This window comes from Rhodococcus sp. D-46, assembly GCF_011290655.1.
GTDB classification, from domain to species: Bacteria; Actinomycetota; Actinomycetes; order Mycobacteriales; family Mycobacteriaceae; genus Rhodococcus_F; species Rhodococcus_F qingshengii.
Window position 1 is genome coordinate 24258 of sequence record NZ_JAANTF010000005.1, and the last position, 14901, is coordinate 39158.

The 14901-nt window shown below is 63.6% G+C and carries 16 protein-coding genes; 5 read left to right on the forward strand and 11 right to left on the reverse strand.

Annotated features, from left to right (window positions below; genetic code table 11):
* Window positions 1-2: 2 nt before the first annotated feature.
* The 8 genes from G9U53_RS13410 to G9U53_RS13445 form a co-directional block, all read right to left on the reverse strand.
* On the reverse strand, window positions 3-254 hold the full coding sequence (locus tag G9U53_RS13410; RefSeq protein ID WP_042449550.1) for a hypothetical protein: 252 nt from the start codon (window positions 252-254) through the stop codon (window positions 3-5).
* Window positions 251-886: an imidazole glycerol phosphate synthase subunit HisH gene (gene hisH, locus G9U53_RS13415; protein ID WP_003942389.1), complete on the reverse strand. Its 636-nt coding sequence runs from the start codon at window positions 884-886 to the stop codon at window positions 251-253. Before hisH ends, G9U53_RS13410 begins: the two co-directional genes overlap by 4 nt.
* 9 nt (window positions 887-895) lie before the next feature.
* A complete protein-coding gene (locus G9U53_RS13420; RefSeq protein WP_081557947.1) occupies window positions 896-2017 on the reverse strand; it encodes an MFS transporter in 1122 nt (373 codons plus the stop codon).
* A 68-nt stretch (window positions 2018-2085) separates the two neighbouring features.
* Window positions 2086-2235 carry a hypothetical protein gene (locus G9U53_RS13425; RefSeq protein ID WP_007732248.1) on the reverse strand — a complete coding sequence of 50 codons (150 nt, stop codon included), beginning with the start codon at window positions 2233-2235 and terminating at the stop codon, window positions 2086-2088.
* The gene (gene hisB, locus G9U53_RS13430; protein ID WP_003942383.1) at window positions 2232-2846 is read right to left on the reverse strand and encodes an imidazoleglycerol-phosphate dehydratase HisB; all 615 of its coding nucleotides are present in this window, start codon (window positions 2844-2846) and stop codon (window positions 2232-2234) included. Before hisB ends, G9U53_RS13425 begins: the two co-directional genes overlap by 4 nt.
* Window positions 2843-3985 (reverse strand): histidinol-phosphate transaminase, encoded by a 1143-nt coding sequence (locus G9U53_RS13435; RefSeq protein ID WP_042449556.1) that lies wholly within the window; start codon window positions 3983-3985, stop codon window positions 2843-2845. Before G9U53_RS13435 ends, hisB begins: the two co-directional genes overlap by 4 nt.
* Window positions 3982-5304, reverse strand: a complete 1323-nt coding sequence (gene hisD / locus G9U53_RS13440; protein WP_007732254.1) for a histidinol dehydrogenase — start codon at window positions 5302-5304, stop codon at window positions 3982-3984. Before hisD ends, G9U53_RS13435 begins: the two co-directional genes overlap by 4 nt.
* Before the next feature lie 153 nt (window positions 5305-5457).
* On the reverse strand, window positions 5458-5940 hold the full coding sequence (locus G9U53_RS13445; RefSeq protein ID WP_232329865.1) for a hypothetical protein: 483 nt from the start codon (window positions 5938-5940) through the stop codon (window positions 5458-5460).
* Window positions 5941-6072: 132 nt separating this feature from the next.
* Here G9U53_RS13445 and G9U53_RS13450 point away from each other — a divergent pair, with 132 nt between their 5' ends.
* The 3 genes from G9U53_RS13450 (at window position 6073) to G9U53_RS13460 (ending at window position 11217) form a co-directional block, all read left to right on the forward strand.
* On the forward strand, window positions 6073-9327 hold the full coding sequence (locus G9U53_RS13450) for an arabinosyltransferase domain-containing protein (RefSeq protein WP_165638881.1): 3255 nt from the start codon (window positions 6073-6075) through the stop codon (window positions 9325-9327).
* A 140-nt stretch (window positions 9328-9467) separates the two neighbouring features.
* Entirely contained in the window at window positions 9468-10721 is a 1254-nt protein-coding gene (locus G9U53_RS13455; RefSeq protein ID WP_081557949.1) for a family 1 glycosylhydrolase, read from the forward strand.
* A 46-nt stretch (window positions 10722-10767) separates the two neighbouring features.
* Window positions 10768-11217 (forward strand): hypothetical protein, encoded by a 450-nt coding sequence (locus tag G9U53_RS13460; RefSeq protein WP_007732260.1) that lies wholly within the window; start codon window positions 10768-10770, stop codon window positions 11215-11217.
* On the opposite strand, the gene G9U53_RS34175 is transcribed toward G9U53_RS13460, so the two are convergent.
* Window positions 11195-11998: a helix-turn-helix transcriptional regulator gene (locus tag G9U53_RS34175; protein WP_081557950.1), complete on the reverse strand. Its 804-nt coding sequence runs from the start codon at window positions 11996-11998 to the stop codon at window positions 11195-11197. The genes G9U53_RS13460 and G9U53_RS34175 overlap by 23 nt on opposite strands.
* A 92-nt stretch (window positions 11999-12090) precedes the next feature.
* Here G9U53_RS34175 and G9U53_RS13470 point away from each other — a divergent pair, with 92 nt between their 5' ends.
* Complete coding sequence (locus G9U53_RS13470) at window positions 12091-12894, forward strand: sulfite exporter TauE/SafE family protein (protein WP_197492815.1); 804 nt, start codon at window positions 12091-12093, stop codon at window positions 12892-12894.
* Here the strand turns inward: G9U53_RS13470 and G9U53_RS13475 are convergent.
* Window positions 12891-13496, reverse strand: coding sequence for a dihydrofolate reductase family protein (locus G9U53_RS13475; protein ID WP_030537073.1), 606 nt, complete (start codon window positions 13494-13496; stop codon window positions 12891-12893). The two genes, G9U53_RS13470 and G9U53_RS13475, sit on opposite strands and share 4 nt — an antisense overlap.
* Window positions 13490-14146, reverse strand: a complete 657-nt coding sequence (locus G9U53_RS13480; RefSeq protein ID WP_165638779.1) for a nitroreductase family protein — start codon at window positions 14144-14146, stop codon at window positions 13490-13492. The genes G9U53_RS13475 and G9U53_RS13480 overlap by 7 nt, the downstream gene beginning before the upstream one ends.
* A gap of 110 nt (window positions 14147-14256) precedes the next feature.
* Here G9U53_RS13480 and G9U53_RS13485 point away from each other — a divergent pair, with 110 nt between their 5' ends.
* Complete coding sequence (locus G9U53_RS13485) at window positions 14257-14886, forward strand: LysE family transporter (RefSeq protein WP_037130153.1); 630 nt, start codon at window positions 14257-14259, stop codon at window positions 14884-14886.
* The last annotated feature ends 15 nt before the right edge of the window (window positions 14887-14901 follow it).

Genomic DNA, 14901 nt, shown 5'->3' on the forward strand with positions numbered 1-14901 from the left:
GGTCAGGACCTCGAACCGTCTTCCGGGTCACCGAACGCTTTTCGGGTCATCCGCTTGGATACGACGCCCATTGCCGCAATCGCAGCGACGACCCCCACGAGACCGATCACGAGGCCGACGCCCGGCGATGGTTTGAGAACAACGATGACGACGGTTGCGACCGCCAGCGCAGCCACAGCGGCGCCGAGCGAGAACAACGCCAGACGGGCGAGGGAGAAATCGTCACCGCGGTTCGGTCCGGATCCCCCGGTCACAAACTCTGCACCCAGTTGCTCAGCAACTCGGCGCCTGCGTCACCGGATTTCTCGGGGTGGAACTGCGTTGCCGACAACGCACCGTTCTCGACGGCAGCGAGGAACTTTCCGCCGTGATCGGCCCATGTCAGCTTCGGGGGTGCAATGTGCTCGGACGGCGCGAGCTCCCAACTCTGCACACCGTAGGAGTGGACGAAGTAGAAGCGGGTATCGGCGTCTATGCCCTTGAACAGGGTGCTGGACTCCGGCGCCTCCACGGTGTTCCAGCCCATGTGCGGCAAAACCTCTGCTTGCAGCCTCTCGACGGTGCCGGGCCATTCGCCACAGCCCTCCGCCTCGACACCGAATTCGACTCCCCGGTCGAACAGAATCTGCATACCGACGCAGATGCCCAGCACCGGTCGGCCACCAGCCAGGCGTCTGCCGATGATTCGGTCACCCTGCACTGCACGCAGACCTTCCATGCAGGCCGCGAACGCGCCGACGCCGGGCACCACGAGACCGTCGGCCGCCAGTGCAACCTTCATGTCGTTGGTCACCTCCACCTGCGCCCCGGTGCGCGCCAGTGCGCGAGTAGCCGAATGCAGGTTGCCGGAGCCGTAATCGAGTACAGCAATCGTGGAAGCGCTCATGCCCCAACTCTATCGGGCAACCCTGCTGCCGATCACTTTGCCGCCCGCGGCCAGTACCGGGAGCAGAGCGACAACGACCGCAGAGACCGCGAAGACCCACGCATAGCCGGCAGTCGTGGCCACGAATCCCAACGCCAGTGCACCGATTCCGGTGCCGGCGTCGTAGCCGATGTTCCAGATCGCGCTGGCGGATCCGAGTTGCCTCGGGCCGGCAGCCTGAAACGCCATGACCAAGGACTCGTTCTGCACCGCCCCGAACCCCAGCCCGAAAAGGACCGCCGCGCAGAACAAGACCGGCGTCGACCCGCCGTCGACGTTGATCGCGAACAGCACCAATCCGATGGTCGACGACGCCAATGCCGGCGCGAGTGTCCGACCACTGCCGAGACGATCGGCGATCAGGCCCGCCGAGTACCGGCCGACCAACATCGACCCACTGGCGGTCGCCAACACCACTCCAGCAACGGCCGCACGCTCCGAGATTGCGATCGGCAGTAGAGACGACAATCCGCCGAACGAGGCGGACACACACGCCAGAGCGAGCACCGGAACCAAGACGGCGAACACACTCAGTCGAACGGATTCCCCGGTCGGCTGGGCGAAGATCTTCGGCAACCCGGCAATGGCCACCAGCGCGAGCGCCGGGATCAGCGCACCGAGGACGAACACCGGTGTCGCCGACCACCGTTCCATGATCGCAAGCCCCAGCGGAAGCCCCGCCATTTGTGACGCTGCGATCGCGATTCCCTGAGCACCGGTGGCACGGCCCAGAATTCGTTTGGGCGCCAACTCCGCCACCAGTGCACTGCCGGCCACCGTCAGCATGCCGAAACCGATGCCACGCACCGCGGAAACCGCCAGGACAGGGCCGGCGTCGGCCGAGATCAACAGCACCAACGACGGTGGGCCGAGGAGCAGACACCCGACCGCCAGCACGCGCCGGTAGCCCTGCGTCCGCAACAACCGAGGCACGAGCAGTTGCGTCAAGACCGTGGCCGCCATGAAGACACCGGTCACCGATCCGGCAAGCGCATCCGATCCGCCGGACTGCGCAACCAGCAACGGCACCACCGGCAACAGCAACGACCAGCCACCGAAAGCTGTTGCCGCCATGATCAGGACACCGATCATGCCCGGAGTGCGAAACAACCCCGGTGATGGAACAGGATCTTGCGTCTCAGACACAGTCACTTTTCGCGTCACAGACGCAGTGCGCCCGCTACCGCCGCCAGAACCGCCAACGCCAGAAGGATTCCCGACGCAAGCTTGTTGACCTTGAACATCGAGTAGGCGCCGCCCACGGCAATTCCCGCACCGATGAACAGCAGATAGGTGAAGAGGACGCTCACAGTGTGCCCTTCGTCGACGGCACGCCGCTCACGCGCGGATCCGGCTCGACCGCCTCACGCAGAGCGCGCGCAACGGCCTTGTACTCGGCTTCGGTGATGTGATGCTGATCGCGGCCGTACAGAACCCGAACGTGCAGTGCGATACGTGCATTCAATGCGATCGACTCGAACACGTGGCGGTTGATCACCGCGTGATACGGAACGCCCGGGTACCCGCCGATGACGGAATGCACCATGTAGTCGGGCTCCCCGGTGTGCACGCAGTACGGGCGACCGGAGACGTCGACCGACGCGTGCGCCAGCGTTTCGTCCATCGGGATGAAAGCGTCGCCGAAACGACGGATGCCCTTCTTGTCGCCGAGTGCCTGGCCGAGCGCCTGGCCGAAGACGATCGCGGTGTCCTCGACGGTGTGGTGAGCGTCGATCTCGACGTCGCCCTTCGCCTTGACGTCGAGATCGAAGCTGGCGTGAGTACCCAACGCGTTGAGCATGTGGTCGAAGAACGGAACGCCGGTGGAGACGTCGACGATGCCGGTCCCGTCCAGATTCAGTTCGACGACGATGCTTGATTCCCGAGTTGTTCGTTCGATCCGCGCGATGCGATCGCTCATGCCGTCTCTCCTGAATTCGTGTCGACCAGCTGGGTGCCTGCGATTTCGTCACTGGCCTTGATGAACGCGTCGTTCTCGGCTTCGAGTCCCACGGTGGCCCGCAGATATCCGGGGATGCCGATGTCGCGGATGAGAACCCCGCGGTCGAGGTATTCCTTCCACGCCTGTGCACTGTCGGTGAACTGACCGAACAAGATGAAGTTCGCGTCACTGGGAATCACTCGGAAACCGGTGTCCGCCAGCGCCTTCGACACGCGATCGCGCTCGGCGGACAAGGCGTGCACACTGCCGAGGGTCTCGTCGGCGTGACGCAGGGCGGCACGTGCCGCCGCCTGCGTGACCACCGAGAGGTGATAAGGCAAGCGCACCAATAACAGTGCGTCGATGAACGCGGGAGCGGCGGCGAGGTAGCCGAGTCGGCCACCGGCAAACGCGAAAGCCTTGCTCATGGTGCGGGTCACAACCAGCTTGGCCGGGAACTCGTCGATCAGCGTCATCGCGCTCGGGGCAGCGGAGAACTCCGCGTACGCCTCGTCCACGATCACGATGCCCGGCGCCACGTCGAGGATGCGTCGCAGTTCTGCAATGCCGACGCTGTGTCCGGTCGGGTTGTTGGGGCTGGTCACGAACACGACGTCGGGTCGACGTTCCGCGATCACGGTGACGGCAGCATCCACGTCGAGTGCGAAGTCGTCCCGACGGAAGACCTCGACCCACTCGGTATCGGTACCGTCGGCGATGATCGGGTGCATCGAGTACGAAGGCACAAAACCCATCGCGCTACGTCCCGGACCTGCGAACGCCTGAAGAAGTTGCTGCAGAATCTCGTTCGATCCGTTTGCCGCCCACAGATTGTCGACGGTGACCGGTACACCTGTCTGCTTCGCCAGGTACGCCGCCAGATCCGTCCGCAACGCCACAGCGTCACGGTCGGGGTAGCGGTGCAGTTCCTTCGCGGCTTCGCGCACGGATTCGGCCACATCGTCGATGAGCGCCTGGGTCGGCGGATGCGGGTTCTCGTTCGTGTTGAGCTGAACCGGAACCGTCAACTGCGGTGCGCCGTACGCCGACTTTCCACGCAGGTTCTCGCGAATCGGCAGGGCGTCGACCGAAATCGACTCTCCAGGAGCACTACTCATCGCAGAGCCTCGAATCGCAGACGCACAGCCTCGCCGTGAGCCGGCAGATCCTCCGCATTGGCCAGCGTGATGACATGTCCGGCAACGTCTTTCAGTGCAGACTCGGAGTAGTCGATCACGTGGATTCCACGAAGGAACGTCTGCACACTCAGACCGGAGGAGTGGCGTGCACACCCGGCCGTCGGCAGAACGTGGTTGGAGCCGGCGCAGTAGTCGCCGAGACTGACCGGCGCCCACGGGCCGACGAACACGGCACCAGCGCTGGTGACCTGAGCTGCCACCCCGGTTGCATCCTCGGTCTGGATCTCGAGGTGCTCTGCCGCATACGCATTGACGACGCGCAGACCAGCGGAAACATCAGAAACGAGCACCGTGCCCGACTGGCTACCGGTCAGTGCCGTGGTGACGCGCTCGCGATGCTTGGTGATCTCGAGCTGCGCAGCCAGAGCCTTGTCGACCGCGTCGGCCAAGTCGACGCTGGTCGTGACAAGAACGCTAGCGGCCATCACGTCGTGCTCGGCCTGACTGATGAGGTCGGCGGCAACGTGGACCGGGTCAGCGGTGTGGTCGGCGAGGATCGCGATCTCGGTGGGACCGGCTTCCGCGTCGATGCCGACCAGTCCGCGGCACAGACGCTTGGCGGCAGTGACATAGATGTTGCCGGGACCGGTGATGAGGTCGACCGGGACAAGCTCGGTTCCATCGGTGTCGGTTCCGCCGTAGGTAAGGAGGGCGACGCCCTGCCCGCCGCCGACGGCCCACACCTCGTCGACGCCGAGCATGGCTGCTGCGGCAAGGATGGTCGGGTGCGGCAATCCGCCGAAGTCGGCTTGGGGCGGCGAGGCGACAACAAGTGATCCGACGCCGGCGGTCTGAGCCGGCACGACGTTCATGACAACGCTGGACGGGTACACGGCATTGCCGCCGGGCACGTACAGCCCGACGCGCTCGACCGGAACCCAACGCTCGGTGACCGTGCCACCCGGAACGACCTCGGTGACGGTGTCCTTGCGACGCTGATCGGCGTGCACCTTGCGGGTGCGCTCGATCGCAACCTCGAGGGCTTCCTTGACTGCGGGGTCGAGTTCACGAAGTGCGCGCTCGAGCTCGGCCGCGGGTACACGAACCGAAGCCGGACGAACGCCGTCGAACTTCTCGCCGAATTCGAGGGCGGCTTCTGCCCCGCGATCACGGACGGCTTCGACCATCGGGCGAACCTGATGCAGTACCGCGTCCACATCCACTCCACCTCGGGGAAGCGCGGCGCGAAGTTCGGCCGTGGATGGGGTACGACCACGCAGGTCGGTGCGGGCAAGCATGAGAGTTCCTCTCGTACGCAAACGGGGTGCCTGTGCAAGCGGCAGCAAACCGGTCCGGCATCACAGGCCCTGAACAGCGCGCCTGAAACACAGAACTGATGTCAATTATCCAGGATAGGCGCACCCCGTTTTTCACCGGTCCACCTGCAACGCTCACTGCAGGTCCGGCGCCCGCCGCCGGGCGAGTTCGATCAGCTCGTCCCTTCGAGGTGTTGCCACCGAGATTTCACGGCCGTCATGCAGACGAAAGCGGACCCCGTCGCCGGGAGATGCGAGAATTACCCGCAAACCTGGGCCGGTCATTCGATAACCGATTCCGGAGCCCATCCCGATATGTACTGCAGTGGCAGACACAACTTCGTCCCACCGAAATACCTGACACAGCCCCGGAGACAGCGCGATCGACACTCGTTCGACGTCTGTGGTGATGATCACGCGCACCTTCCACATGTACGCGGCCAACCCGAAGGACAGGACCGCGGACAACACGGCGCCGACGTAGCCCGCCGAGTCGCGATCCACGATTGCCGCGAACCCGCAGACAATTACCAGGACAATTCCGAGGACGACGCACAATGCGACCGCCGACCGCCGCAGTAGTGGGCTCAGGGGAATGGACTCGTGAAATTCGCGCACAGCACCCCCGCCTCGATCGCCGACAACCCCACCCCGAGGAATGACACCGGGAACACGACCATCCCATTACTCGCGCTTTTATAACAAACACGTCACGCACAGCTAGGGTCCAAAGTCGTGACAGACAGTGACGTGGCCACGACCGCACCTCCGGCCTTGCCGACCCCTCAGCGATCCAGCGGACCGAACCGAGCACGGATCGTTGGGATTGTCGCATCGATCCTCGGCATAGTTTTGTGCGGATCAGTGCCGTTCCTGCCGATCGAGCAGGACACCGCCGCCGTCAACTGGCCGCAGGCCGGGTCGACGACAAGCGTCGAGGCGCCATTGGTCTCGTACACACCGTTGCGCATGGAGTCATCGATTCCGTGCGCGTCGATCAGTGAGTTGGCTGCCACCGGCGGAACGCTCGTCTCGACTGCTCCCCCGGGTGCCGCCGATGCGCGCCGCTACGGATTTGTTGCCACTGTCTCCCCCGAATCCGCCGACGCTCCCGCTCGGGTCGACGTTGTCCTACGCGATCGAGTGTTGCTCTCGACACCCGTCGCTGATCTGCCGAGTGGATGCGCACTCACGCTCGCCGCCGAGCCGACCCGAACCACCTTCAGTGCCACCGGTTCCGAACCGCGCGTCATCGAGGGCGACAGCCGGCCACAGGTAGTCGGCGTCTTCAGCGACCTCGATTCGGCGGCAGCCGGTTTGAACGTCTCGATCGAGGCGGACTCTCGCTTCACGTCGAGCCCGTCGGTGATCAAGACTCTCGCCATGATTCTCGGGGCACTCACGGCTCTCGTGTCCCTCTTCGCGCTGCACCGCCTCGACAACCGCGACGGCCGGGGCACACGCAAATTTCTGCCCGCCCGATGGTGGAAGTTCACCGTCCTCGACGGGGTCGTCGTCGGAACTCTGGTGCTGTGGCACTTCATCGGCGCTACCACCACCGACGACGGCTACCAGTTCACGATGGCAAGAGCCTCCGAGCAATCGGGCTACATGTCCAACTACTTCCGGTGGTTCGCGGTCCCCGAAACCCCGTTCGGAACGCCGTATTACAACATCCTCGGACTCCTGGCCCACGTCAGCACCGCAAGCCCCTGGGTCCGTCTGCCTGCTCTGTTGGCAGGCATCATCACCTGGCTCGTCATCAGCCGGGAGGTTGCGCCTCGGCTGGGCGCCGCCATTCGCGGAAATCGACTCGCCCTCTGGACCGGCGCGCTTGTCTTCCTCGCTTTCTGGCTTCCGTTCAACAACGGACTGCGCCCCGAACCGATCGTTGCCCTCGGCGTGCTGCTGACCTGGTGCTCGATCGAACGCGCCGTCGCGACGAGACGACTTCTGCCGGTCGCAGTCGCGATCCTGATCGCCGGATTCACCTTGACTGCCGGCCCTTCCGGCCTCATCTGCTTTGCCGCACTCATCGCCGGAATACGCCCGATCATGCGCATCATCATCGAACGTGCGCGCACCACCGGTTACGTCGCGGCTGTCGGGCCACTGCTAGCTGCCGGACTCTCGATTCTCATCCCCGCGTTCGGCGATCAAAGTCTGGCCGCCGTCATCGAGATGCAACGCGTCCACTCGATCTCACCGAATCAGCCCTGGTTCGACGAGTACCTCCGCTATCAGTACCTCTTCAACATCTCCGTCGACGGTTCCCTGACTCGCAGATTCGGTGTGTTCGTCATGGTTCTGTGCCTTGGCGTCTGCACCGCGATGATGCTGCGCAAGGGGGGCCGGATTCCCGGTTTGGCCGCCGGCCCGTCACGCCGCGTCGTGGGGCTGACGATCGGCGCACTGCCACTGCTGATGTTCTCGCCGACCAAGTGGACGCACCACTTCGGAATCTTTGCCGGACTCACCGCCGTTCTGGCGATGATGACGGCCGTCGCCGTGGGAACAAAACTCCTGCGCTCGCCGCGCAATCGGGCCCTCTTCGCGGCGGCCGTCCTGTTCCTCCTCGCGGTGGCATTCACCGGCAGCAACAGCTACTACTACGTGTCCAGCTACAGCGTTCCGTGGTGGGACAAGCCTGTGTCCATCAGCGGACTCGGCGCGAGCACCGTCCTCCTCGGGCTGACGGTGCTGATGCTCGGCGTCGCCGCGTGGTACTTCTTCCGTGAGCCGTACACCGCGGGGAAGGAACCGTCCGCGAAGCACGCTCGACTGCTTGCCATCTCGCCACTGACGGTTGCCGCAGGTGCCATGGTCCTCTTCGAGGTGCTGTCCATGGCCAAGGGCGCGGTCACCCAGTACCCGGCCTATTCGGTGGGCCGTGCAAACGTCGACGCCGTTCTCGGCCAACATTGCGGTCTCGCCAACGACGTTCTGCTCGAGACCGATCCGAACGCCTCGATGCTGACGCCCCTCTCGGGCAGCGTCGCCGCAGGACTGTCCGCCGGTGGGGCTACGGGATTCGATCCGAATGGCGTCGCTTCCGACCTTCGAGCAGACAAGGAAGCCACGGCTACCGGCGGCGCGAACACCGTCGACACCTCCGAGGACACCGCCGGCAACTCGGCCGGAACCGGCGGTGGCGCCGGACAGACCGGAGTCAACGGCAGTTCGGTCGCGTTGCCGTTCGGTCTCGACCCGGCGACAACACCCGTCATGGGTAGTTACGGTCAGCCCTCCCCCGGCACTCTGACCAGTGACTGGTACCAACTCCCCGACGTGGGCGAGAACGCCACGCGTGGCGACATCATCTCGATTGCCGCGGCTGGTCGTGTTCGGTCCGTCGACAAGGACGGAATCGTCACCTACGGCCAGAACGTCGAGGTCGAGTACGGCACAGCGCGTGGCGTCGACGATGCCGAAACAGACGCTGTCGAAACACTCGGAAAGATCGCGCCCCTCGACATCGGCCCGGCGCCGTCATGGCGGAACCTGCGTGTGCCGTTGGATCAGATTCCCGTCGAAGCCAACAGCATTCGACTGGTCGTCAGCGACTACGACAGCAAGCCCGACCAATGGGTGGCCGTCACCCCGCCGCGGGTTCCGAAGACCCAGAAGCTCAACGACGTCGTCGGTTCACAGGCGCCCGTCATGCTGGATTGGGCTGTCGGACTGGCATTCCCATGCCAACGCCCCTTCGATCATCGGGTCGGTATCGCCGAGGTCCCCGAGTATCGGATCCTTCCCGACCATTCCGGTGCGCTCGTGACCAGTGCCTGGCAGGACCACTACGGTGGTGGACCGTTGGGGTGGATCGATCTGCTCCTGACCGCGCAGACCATTCCGTCGTATCTCGACAACGACTGGGCTCGCGACTGGGGTTCGATCGAGAAGTACACACCGATCGATCCGAGTGCAGTACCTGCCCAGGTCGACGAAACGACCGTTCAGCGCTCCGGGACGTGGAACCCGGGATCGATGACCATGGATTTCTGAGCGGAATTTCTGAGCGGCTGGGTCACTGAGTGACACGGTCCAGCCGCGGGCGGATCGGACGAAACGCCTGCGACTGGACACTTGTATGACTTAGTCTCCCAGGCATGGGAGCCCTGTCACGGTCTATCGCGCCTGCGCTGATGGCACTGACGTGCCTGTTCGGGGTGCTGGCCCTTCCCGCGCACGCCTCGGCTGAGGTACCGGATGACTTCCTCTGGGGCGTTGCCACCTCCGGGTTCCAATCGGAAGGTTCGTCGCCGGACAGCAACTGGTCTCGATACTCCGATTCCGAACGAACCCACGACAAGATCGGTGACTCGGTCGACTTCCGTCATCGCTACGCCGAGGACATCGACCGGGCGGCCGATCTGGGATCGAAGGTTTTCCGATTCGGCGTCGAGTGGGCGCGAGTTCAGCCCGCCGCCGGGAGCTGGAACGAGACCGAATTCGCCTACTACGACGACGTGGTAGCTCACATCCGCGCGCGGGGCATGACTCCGATGATCACACTCGACCACTGGGTGTATCCGGGATGGGTTGTCGATCAAGGCGGCTGGACAAATCCGAAGACGGAAGCCGATTGGCTGGTCAACGCAGAGAAGGTAGTCGAGCGGTACTCCGGAATCGGGGCACTCTGGATCACGATCAACGAGCCGACTGTGTACGTTCAGCGCGAATTGACCTACGGCGGAATCGCACTCACCCAGGCGCCGTCGATGTTCGACTCATTGGTCCGAGTCCACCGGGCGATCTACGACCGCATCCATGTTCTCGATCCCGGTGCCCGCGTAAGCAGTAATTTCTCCTTCATTCCCGGCGTGTCCGAGGCGATCGATTCGGTATTCACGGATCGAGTTCGCGACAAGCTCGACTTTCTCGGCATCGACTACTACTACGGTGTGGCCCTGAACAATCCGACTGCCGCGTACGCCGCACTCGACGAGTTCTACAACGTCACGCCGCAGCCCGAAGGCCTGTACGACGCATTGATGCAGTACTCGGGCAAGTATCCGGAACTCCCCCTCTACATCGTCGAGAACGGCATGCCCACCGACAACGGAGCGCCGCGCGCCGACGGATACACACGCGCGAATCACTTACGCGATCACATCTATTGGATGGAACGCGCCCGAGAGGACGGTGCCGACGTGATCGGCTACAACTACTGGTCCATCACCGACAACTACGAATGGGGTTCGTACCGACCTCGATTCGGCCTCTACACGGTCGATGTTCTCGGCGATCCCACTGCGGCCCGAATCCCGACCGACGGCGTCGCCGCCTACCGCCGAATCATCCACGACAACGGCGTCGGAGCCGACTACGTGCCCGTCATGGCCCCGGCTTTCTGCTCGCTCGTCGATCCTCCCCGCAGCTGTACGGCTACTCGATGAGGGCCGTTTTCCGAATTTCCTCCACTCCTCGTCGTTAGGATGTCCCATGCGAACACTGCGAAATATCGCCGGAACTGCCGCTGCCACCGCTGTCCTGATCCTGGTTGCCGGAGGCGCTGCGACGGCAGCCCCGAACCCGGCCGATTCACCCCGCGAGGCGCAAGCACGCGCCTACATCGACGCCCTCGTCTCCCATGACGTCTCCGATGTTCATTTCGCCCCGGATGCGACCCGCGTCGAAGCCGGACTCAAGACGGGGTTCTCCGGACCACAGATGTCCGCCGACCTCGAAAACGGCATCCAATACCGCGTTATCCAGGGCGTCCGAGACCTCGAGATGTCGGAGGCCGGGGACATCGTCTCGACCACCTACCTGCTGGACGCGGGAATCGGCGGCACTCGCCTCATGACCGTGGAGATTCGTGAAACCTTCGAAGTCCGTGACGGTCTCATCCACGACGTCGTCGCCGACATCATCCCTGTGTCTGTGTCGTGACGCGCGCCCGATAGCTACTGGGCGGTGCACCCGAGACTCGGGTGCACATCGCCGCGAAGGCAGCCGGCGTCGAGTATCCGAGTTCAGACGCAACGGCCGTCACACTGGCCCCGGCAGAAAGTTTCGGAAGCGCGTGAAGAATGCAGGCACGCTGCATCCACGACGACGCGCTCATCCCCGTTTCCGAGATCAGCAAGCGGTGCAGTGTCCGTTCACTGACGTGGAGTCGGTCAGCCCACCGCGTGGGCGAGTCATGGATCGACGGGGCTGCGAGATACTGCGCGCACAACGCCCGCAATCCCGAGTGCCGAGGCAGCGGGAGTTCCACAGGTAGGGGCGCAAGATCGCGAAGTTCGTGCAGGATCAGCTGAAATACCGCGGCGCTGCGTCCGTGTGCGGGGAAGTCGTCCTCCACATTCAGCTCGACATCCACGTCGACTGCAGCGACAAGTAACTCACGCAGGAGCGACGATACTGCGACGACTCGGCACCTGACCGGGAACCACGGCGCTGCGGACGGTTCGATGTAGAGGCTTCGCGTGCTGACGCCGTCCATTGTCACGGCATGAGCGACACCGGCGGGAATCATGACCGCATTGGACGGCAGAACAGTCCACTCACCGTCTTCGGTTTCGACGTTCATCGCACCGTTCACAGCGAAGAGAAACTGGGCTCGTCGATGTTCGTGGGCGGCCAGCACGTGACCGGGTGGGTAGTCGGTTCCGATTGCGAGAACACCGCGGGGTGAGTGATCGACGTCGTTGATCGAGATGTTGCGCACCGGAGGAACCTACCGAGTCCGTGTCTGATTGACAATGGAACCTGGCGAACCTTCGAATGTGCGCCAGCGGAGAAATCGCTACCGTTCATCGAGTGCTTCACTACGCCCTCATCCTTCTCGCTTTCGGCGCCTTGACCGGAGTCACCACCGTTCTGTTCGGATTCGGTGGCGGGTTTGTCACTGTCCCAGTCGTTTACGCTGCATCGACGCTGAGGCCGGACGTCATCGATCCGATGCATGTCGCCGTAGCATCCTCGGCGGCCGTGATGGTGGTCAATTCACTCGGTGCCACAGTCGCATTCAGGAAGTCAGGACGGCTTCGGACGGAGTACATCAGACCTCTGATCGGCCCCGTCGCACTCGGAGCCGGGCTCGGAGCGGTTGCGGCGGGCCACGTAGACGACGGCGTCGTCCGGATTCTGTTTGTGCTCTACCTGCTGGTGACAATCCTGGACAGTCTTCTGCGACAAGGGTTTCTGACACCATCTGAACCTCGCGAACATCTTGACCGTCACGGCGTCCGCGCTGTCGGGATAGGCATCGGTGCCGTCGCAAGTTTCCTCGGAGTCGGCGGGAGCGTCATGACGGTTCCGATGATGCGACGCCGCGGAGTTCCGATGGCCGACGCCGCCGCGAGCGCCAACCCGTTGAGCTTGCCTGTCGCCGTCGTCGCGACTGCGGTGTATGCGGTCTCATCAGGGCACAGTTCAGCCTCGGATCTGTCGGCGGGCAGAGTCGGCGCTGTCGACCTTCTGGCCGTCTGTGCACTACTCGCCGGTTCCCTACCGGCGATCGCGCTGAGCCGACGAATCGTCGGTGCCATACCGGACCGAGTCCATGCCGCCGCCTACATCGCTCTACTCGGCGTCGTCACGGCAGTGATGGTGATTGCTTAGCGAACGGCGTATCGCAGATAGATGACGCCGCCGTCGAAGGTTTTCTCCTCGAGCAGTTGCAGATCAAGCCGGCTTTCCGGGAGAGCTCGCAATCCGCCACCGATATTGACCGGACACAGGAACAGTCTGACTTCATCGACCAAACCCGCCGCGAAAGCACTAACCGCAACCGTCGGTCCACCGATCGAGATATCTTGTACCGCTTCACTCTCGAGCAAACGGATGAAGTCTTCATCGAAGCTCGGGACAATCCTGGTACGTGCGGTCGACACCTCGTTCAGCGTCGTGGAGTACACGATCTTGTCGATTCCACGCCAGATCTGAGCGAACTCGGCGGTCGCCGCCTCGATACCGGCAAACTCGCCCGGAGCCGAAGGTCCTCCTGCCACCGAAGAACGCTCGAGATCCTCGGACGCCATTGTTTCCCAGGGAATCATCGTCTCGTACATCCGGCGCCCGAGCAGGTACGTGCCGACTCCCCTCTCTAGCTCGTTGACGAACGCGTGGACCTGCGCGTCGGGAACCGCCCAGTCGAAGTTCCCCTGCTCATCGGCCACATACCCGTCGATCGAGCAGATCGCCGAGTAGATCAGGCTCACCATCGGTCCACGTGCAGCACGTTGTCGACCGGTTCACGGGCGGCGGGTTTGAACGTCTCGCCGGTGAAGTACGCCGTCGGGATGAGCGCAGCCTGATGGAATCCGGCCGGAATGCCCAGCAGCTCCGCAACTTCCGCTTCACGCTGCAAATGCAATGTCGTCCACGCCGTACCGAGCCCAATTGCCCGCGCGGCCAGCGCGTAACTCCACGCAGCCGGGAGTAGCGAACCCCACAGGCCGGCTTGGTTCCCCTCCGGCAGCGTCTTGCCCGCCTTGATACACGGAATGAGAAGGACCGGCACCTCACCCATGTGCTCACCGAGCCACGCGACGCTGGTGCCCACGCGTTGTTGAATCGGCGCGCGATCGGGATCATCGGCGAAGAGTTTTGCCGCCGAACCGTGAGAGGCAAGGTACTCGTCGGTGACTTCCTTGTAGATCTGCCCGACTGCTGCACGCAGTGCCGGATCGGTCACCACCATCCACTGCCAGCCCTGGCGATTCGAACCGGAGGGCGCTTGCAGGGCGATCTGGAGGCATTCCTTCACCAGGTCCAACGGCACGGGACGGGTCAGATCCAGACGCTTTCGAACGGTCCGCGTTGTGGTCAGCAATTCGTCGGGTGTCAGGTCCAGTACGGGATACGACGTCATCTCCCGATCATTGCACTGTCGCGAGCAGTGAGCAGGACTGTCCGTCTACACTTTTCTGATCCCGTGCGTGCTCGTTGTCGGGAGTATTTCCCGATCAAAGGACTTTCGACATGAGTTGGCACGTCTGGTTGGCGTTCTTCGGAGCAAGTTGGGTGATCAGCCTGTCGCCGGGGGCCGGCGCCATTGCGTCGATGTCGTCGGGACTTGCCTACGGCTTGCGACGCGGATACTGGAACATCTTCGGGCTGCAGTTGGGATTGTTGCTGCAGATCGGAATTGTCGCGGCGGGGGTCGGTGCAATTCTCGCCAGTTCGACCGTGGCCTTTTCCTTGATCAAGTGGTTCGGTGTCGCATACCTCGTCTACCTGGGGATCAGGCAGTGGCGATCGGCGCCCACCGAGGTGGAGACCGACGAGGCAGCCGCGAGCAGCTCCGGTCCGATGATGATGCTTCGCGGATTTCTCGTGAACGCGAGCAATCCGAAGGCCGTCGTTTTCATGCTCGCAGTGCTCCCGCAGTTCCTGGACCCGTCGGCGCCGCTGCTGCCGCAGTATCTGATCATCGCCGCCACGATGTGCGCAGTCGACGTGATCGTGATGACCGGATACACCGGCCTGGCCGCCCGGGTGCTCACCTTGATGCGCTCCCCCAAACAGCAGCGAACCACCAATCGAGTGTTCGCCGGTCTGTTCTTCGGAGCCGCCGGCTTCCTCTCGAGCATCGGGCGTGCAGCGGCTTGATCGGTAACACGGCTC

Bases quoted from the DNA above. Each gene is read 5' to 3' on its own strand.
- hisH (WP_003942389.1), bottom strand. From the start codon at position 886: ATGAGCGCTTCCACGATTGCTGTACTCGATTACGGCTCCGGCAACCTG.
- G9U53_RS13420 (WP_081557947.1), bottom strand. From the start codon at position 2,017: ATGATCGGTGTCCTGATCATGGCGGCAACAGCTTTCGGTGGCTGGTCG.
- hisB (WP_003942383.1), bottom strand. From the start codon at position 2,846: ATGAGCGATCGCATCGCGCGGATCGAACGAACAACTCGGGAATCAAGC.
- G9U53_RS13435 (WP_042449556.1), bottom strand. From the start codon at position 3,985: ATGAGTAGTGCTCCTGGAGAGTCGATTTCGGTCGACGCCCTGCCGATT.
- hisD (WP_007732254.1), bottom strand. From the start codon at position 5,304: ATGCTTGCCCGCACCGACCTGCGTGGTCGTACCCCATCCACGGCCGAA.
- G9U53_RS13455 (WP_081557949.1), top strand. From the start codon at position 9,468: ATGGCACTGACGTGCCTGTTCGGGGTGCTGGCCCTTCCCGCGCACGCC.
- G9U53_RS13460 (WP_007732260.1), top strand. From the start codon at position 10,768: ATGCGAACACTGCGAAATATCGCCGGAACTGCCGCTGCCACCGCTGTC.
- G9U53_RS13475 (WP_030537073.1), bottom strand. From the start codon at position 13,496: ATGGTGAGCCTGATCTACTCGGCGATCTGCTCGATCGACGGGTATGTG.
- G9U53_RS13480 (WP_165638779.1), bottom strand. From the start codon at position 14,146: ATGACGTCGTATCCCGTACTGGACCTGACACCCGACGAATTGCTGACC.
- G9U53_RS13485 (WP_037130153.1), top strand. From the start codon at position 14,257: ATGAGTTGGCACGTCTGGTTGGCGTTCTTCGGAGCAAGTTGGGTGATC.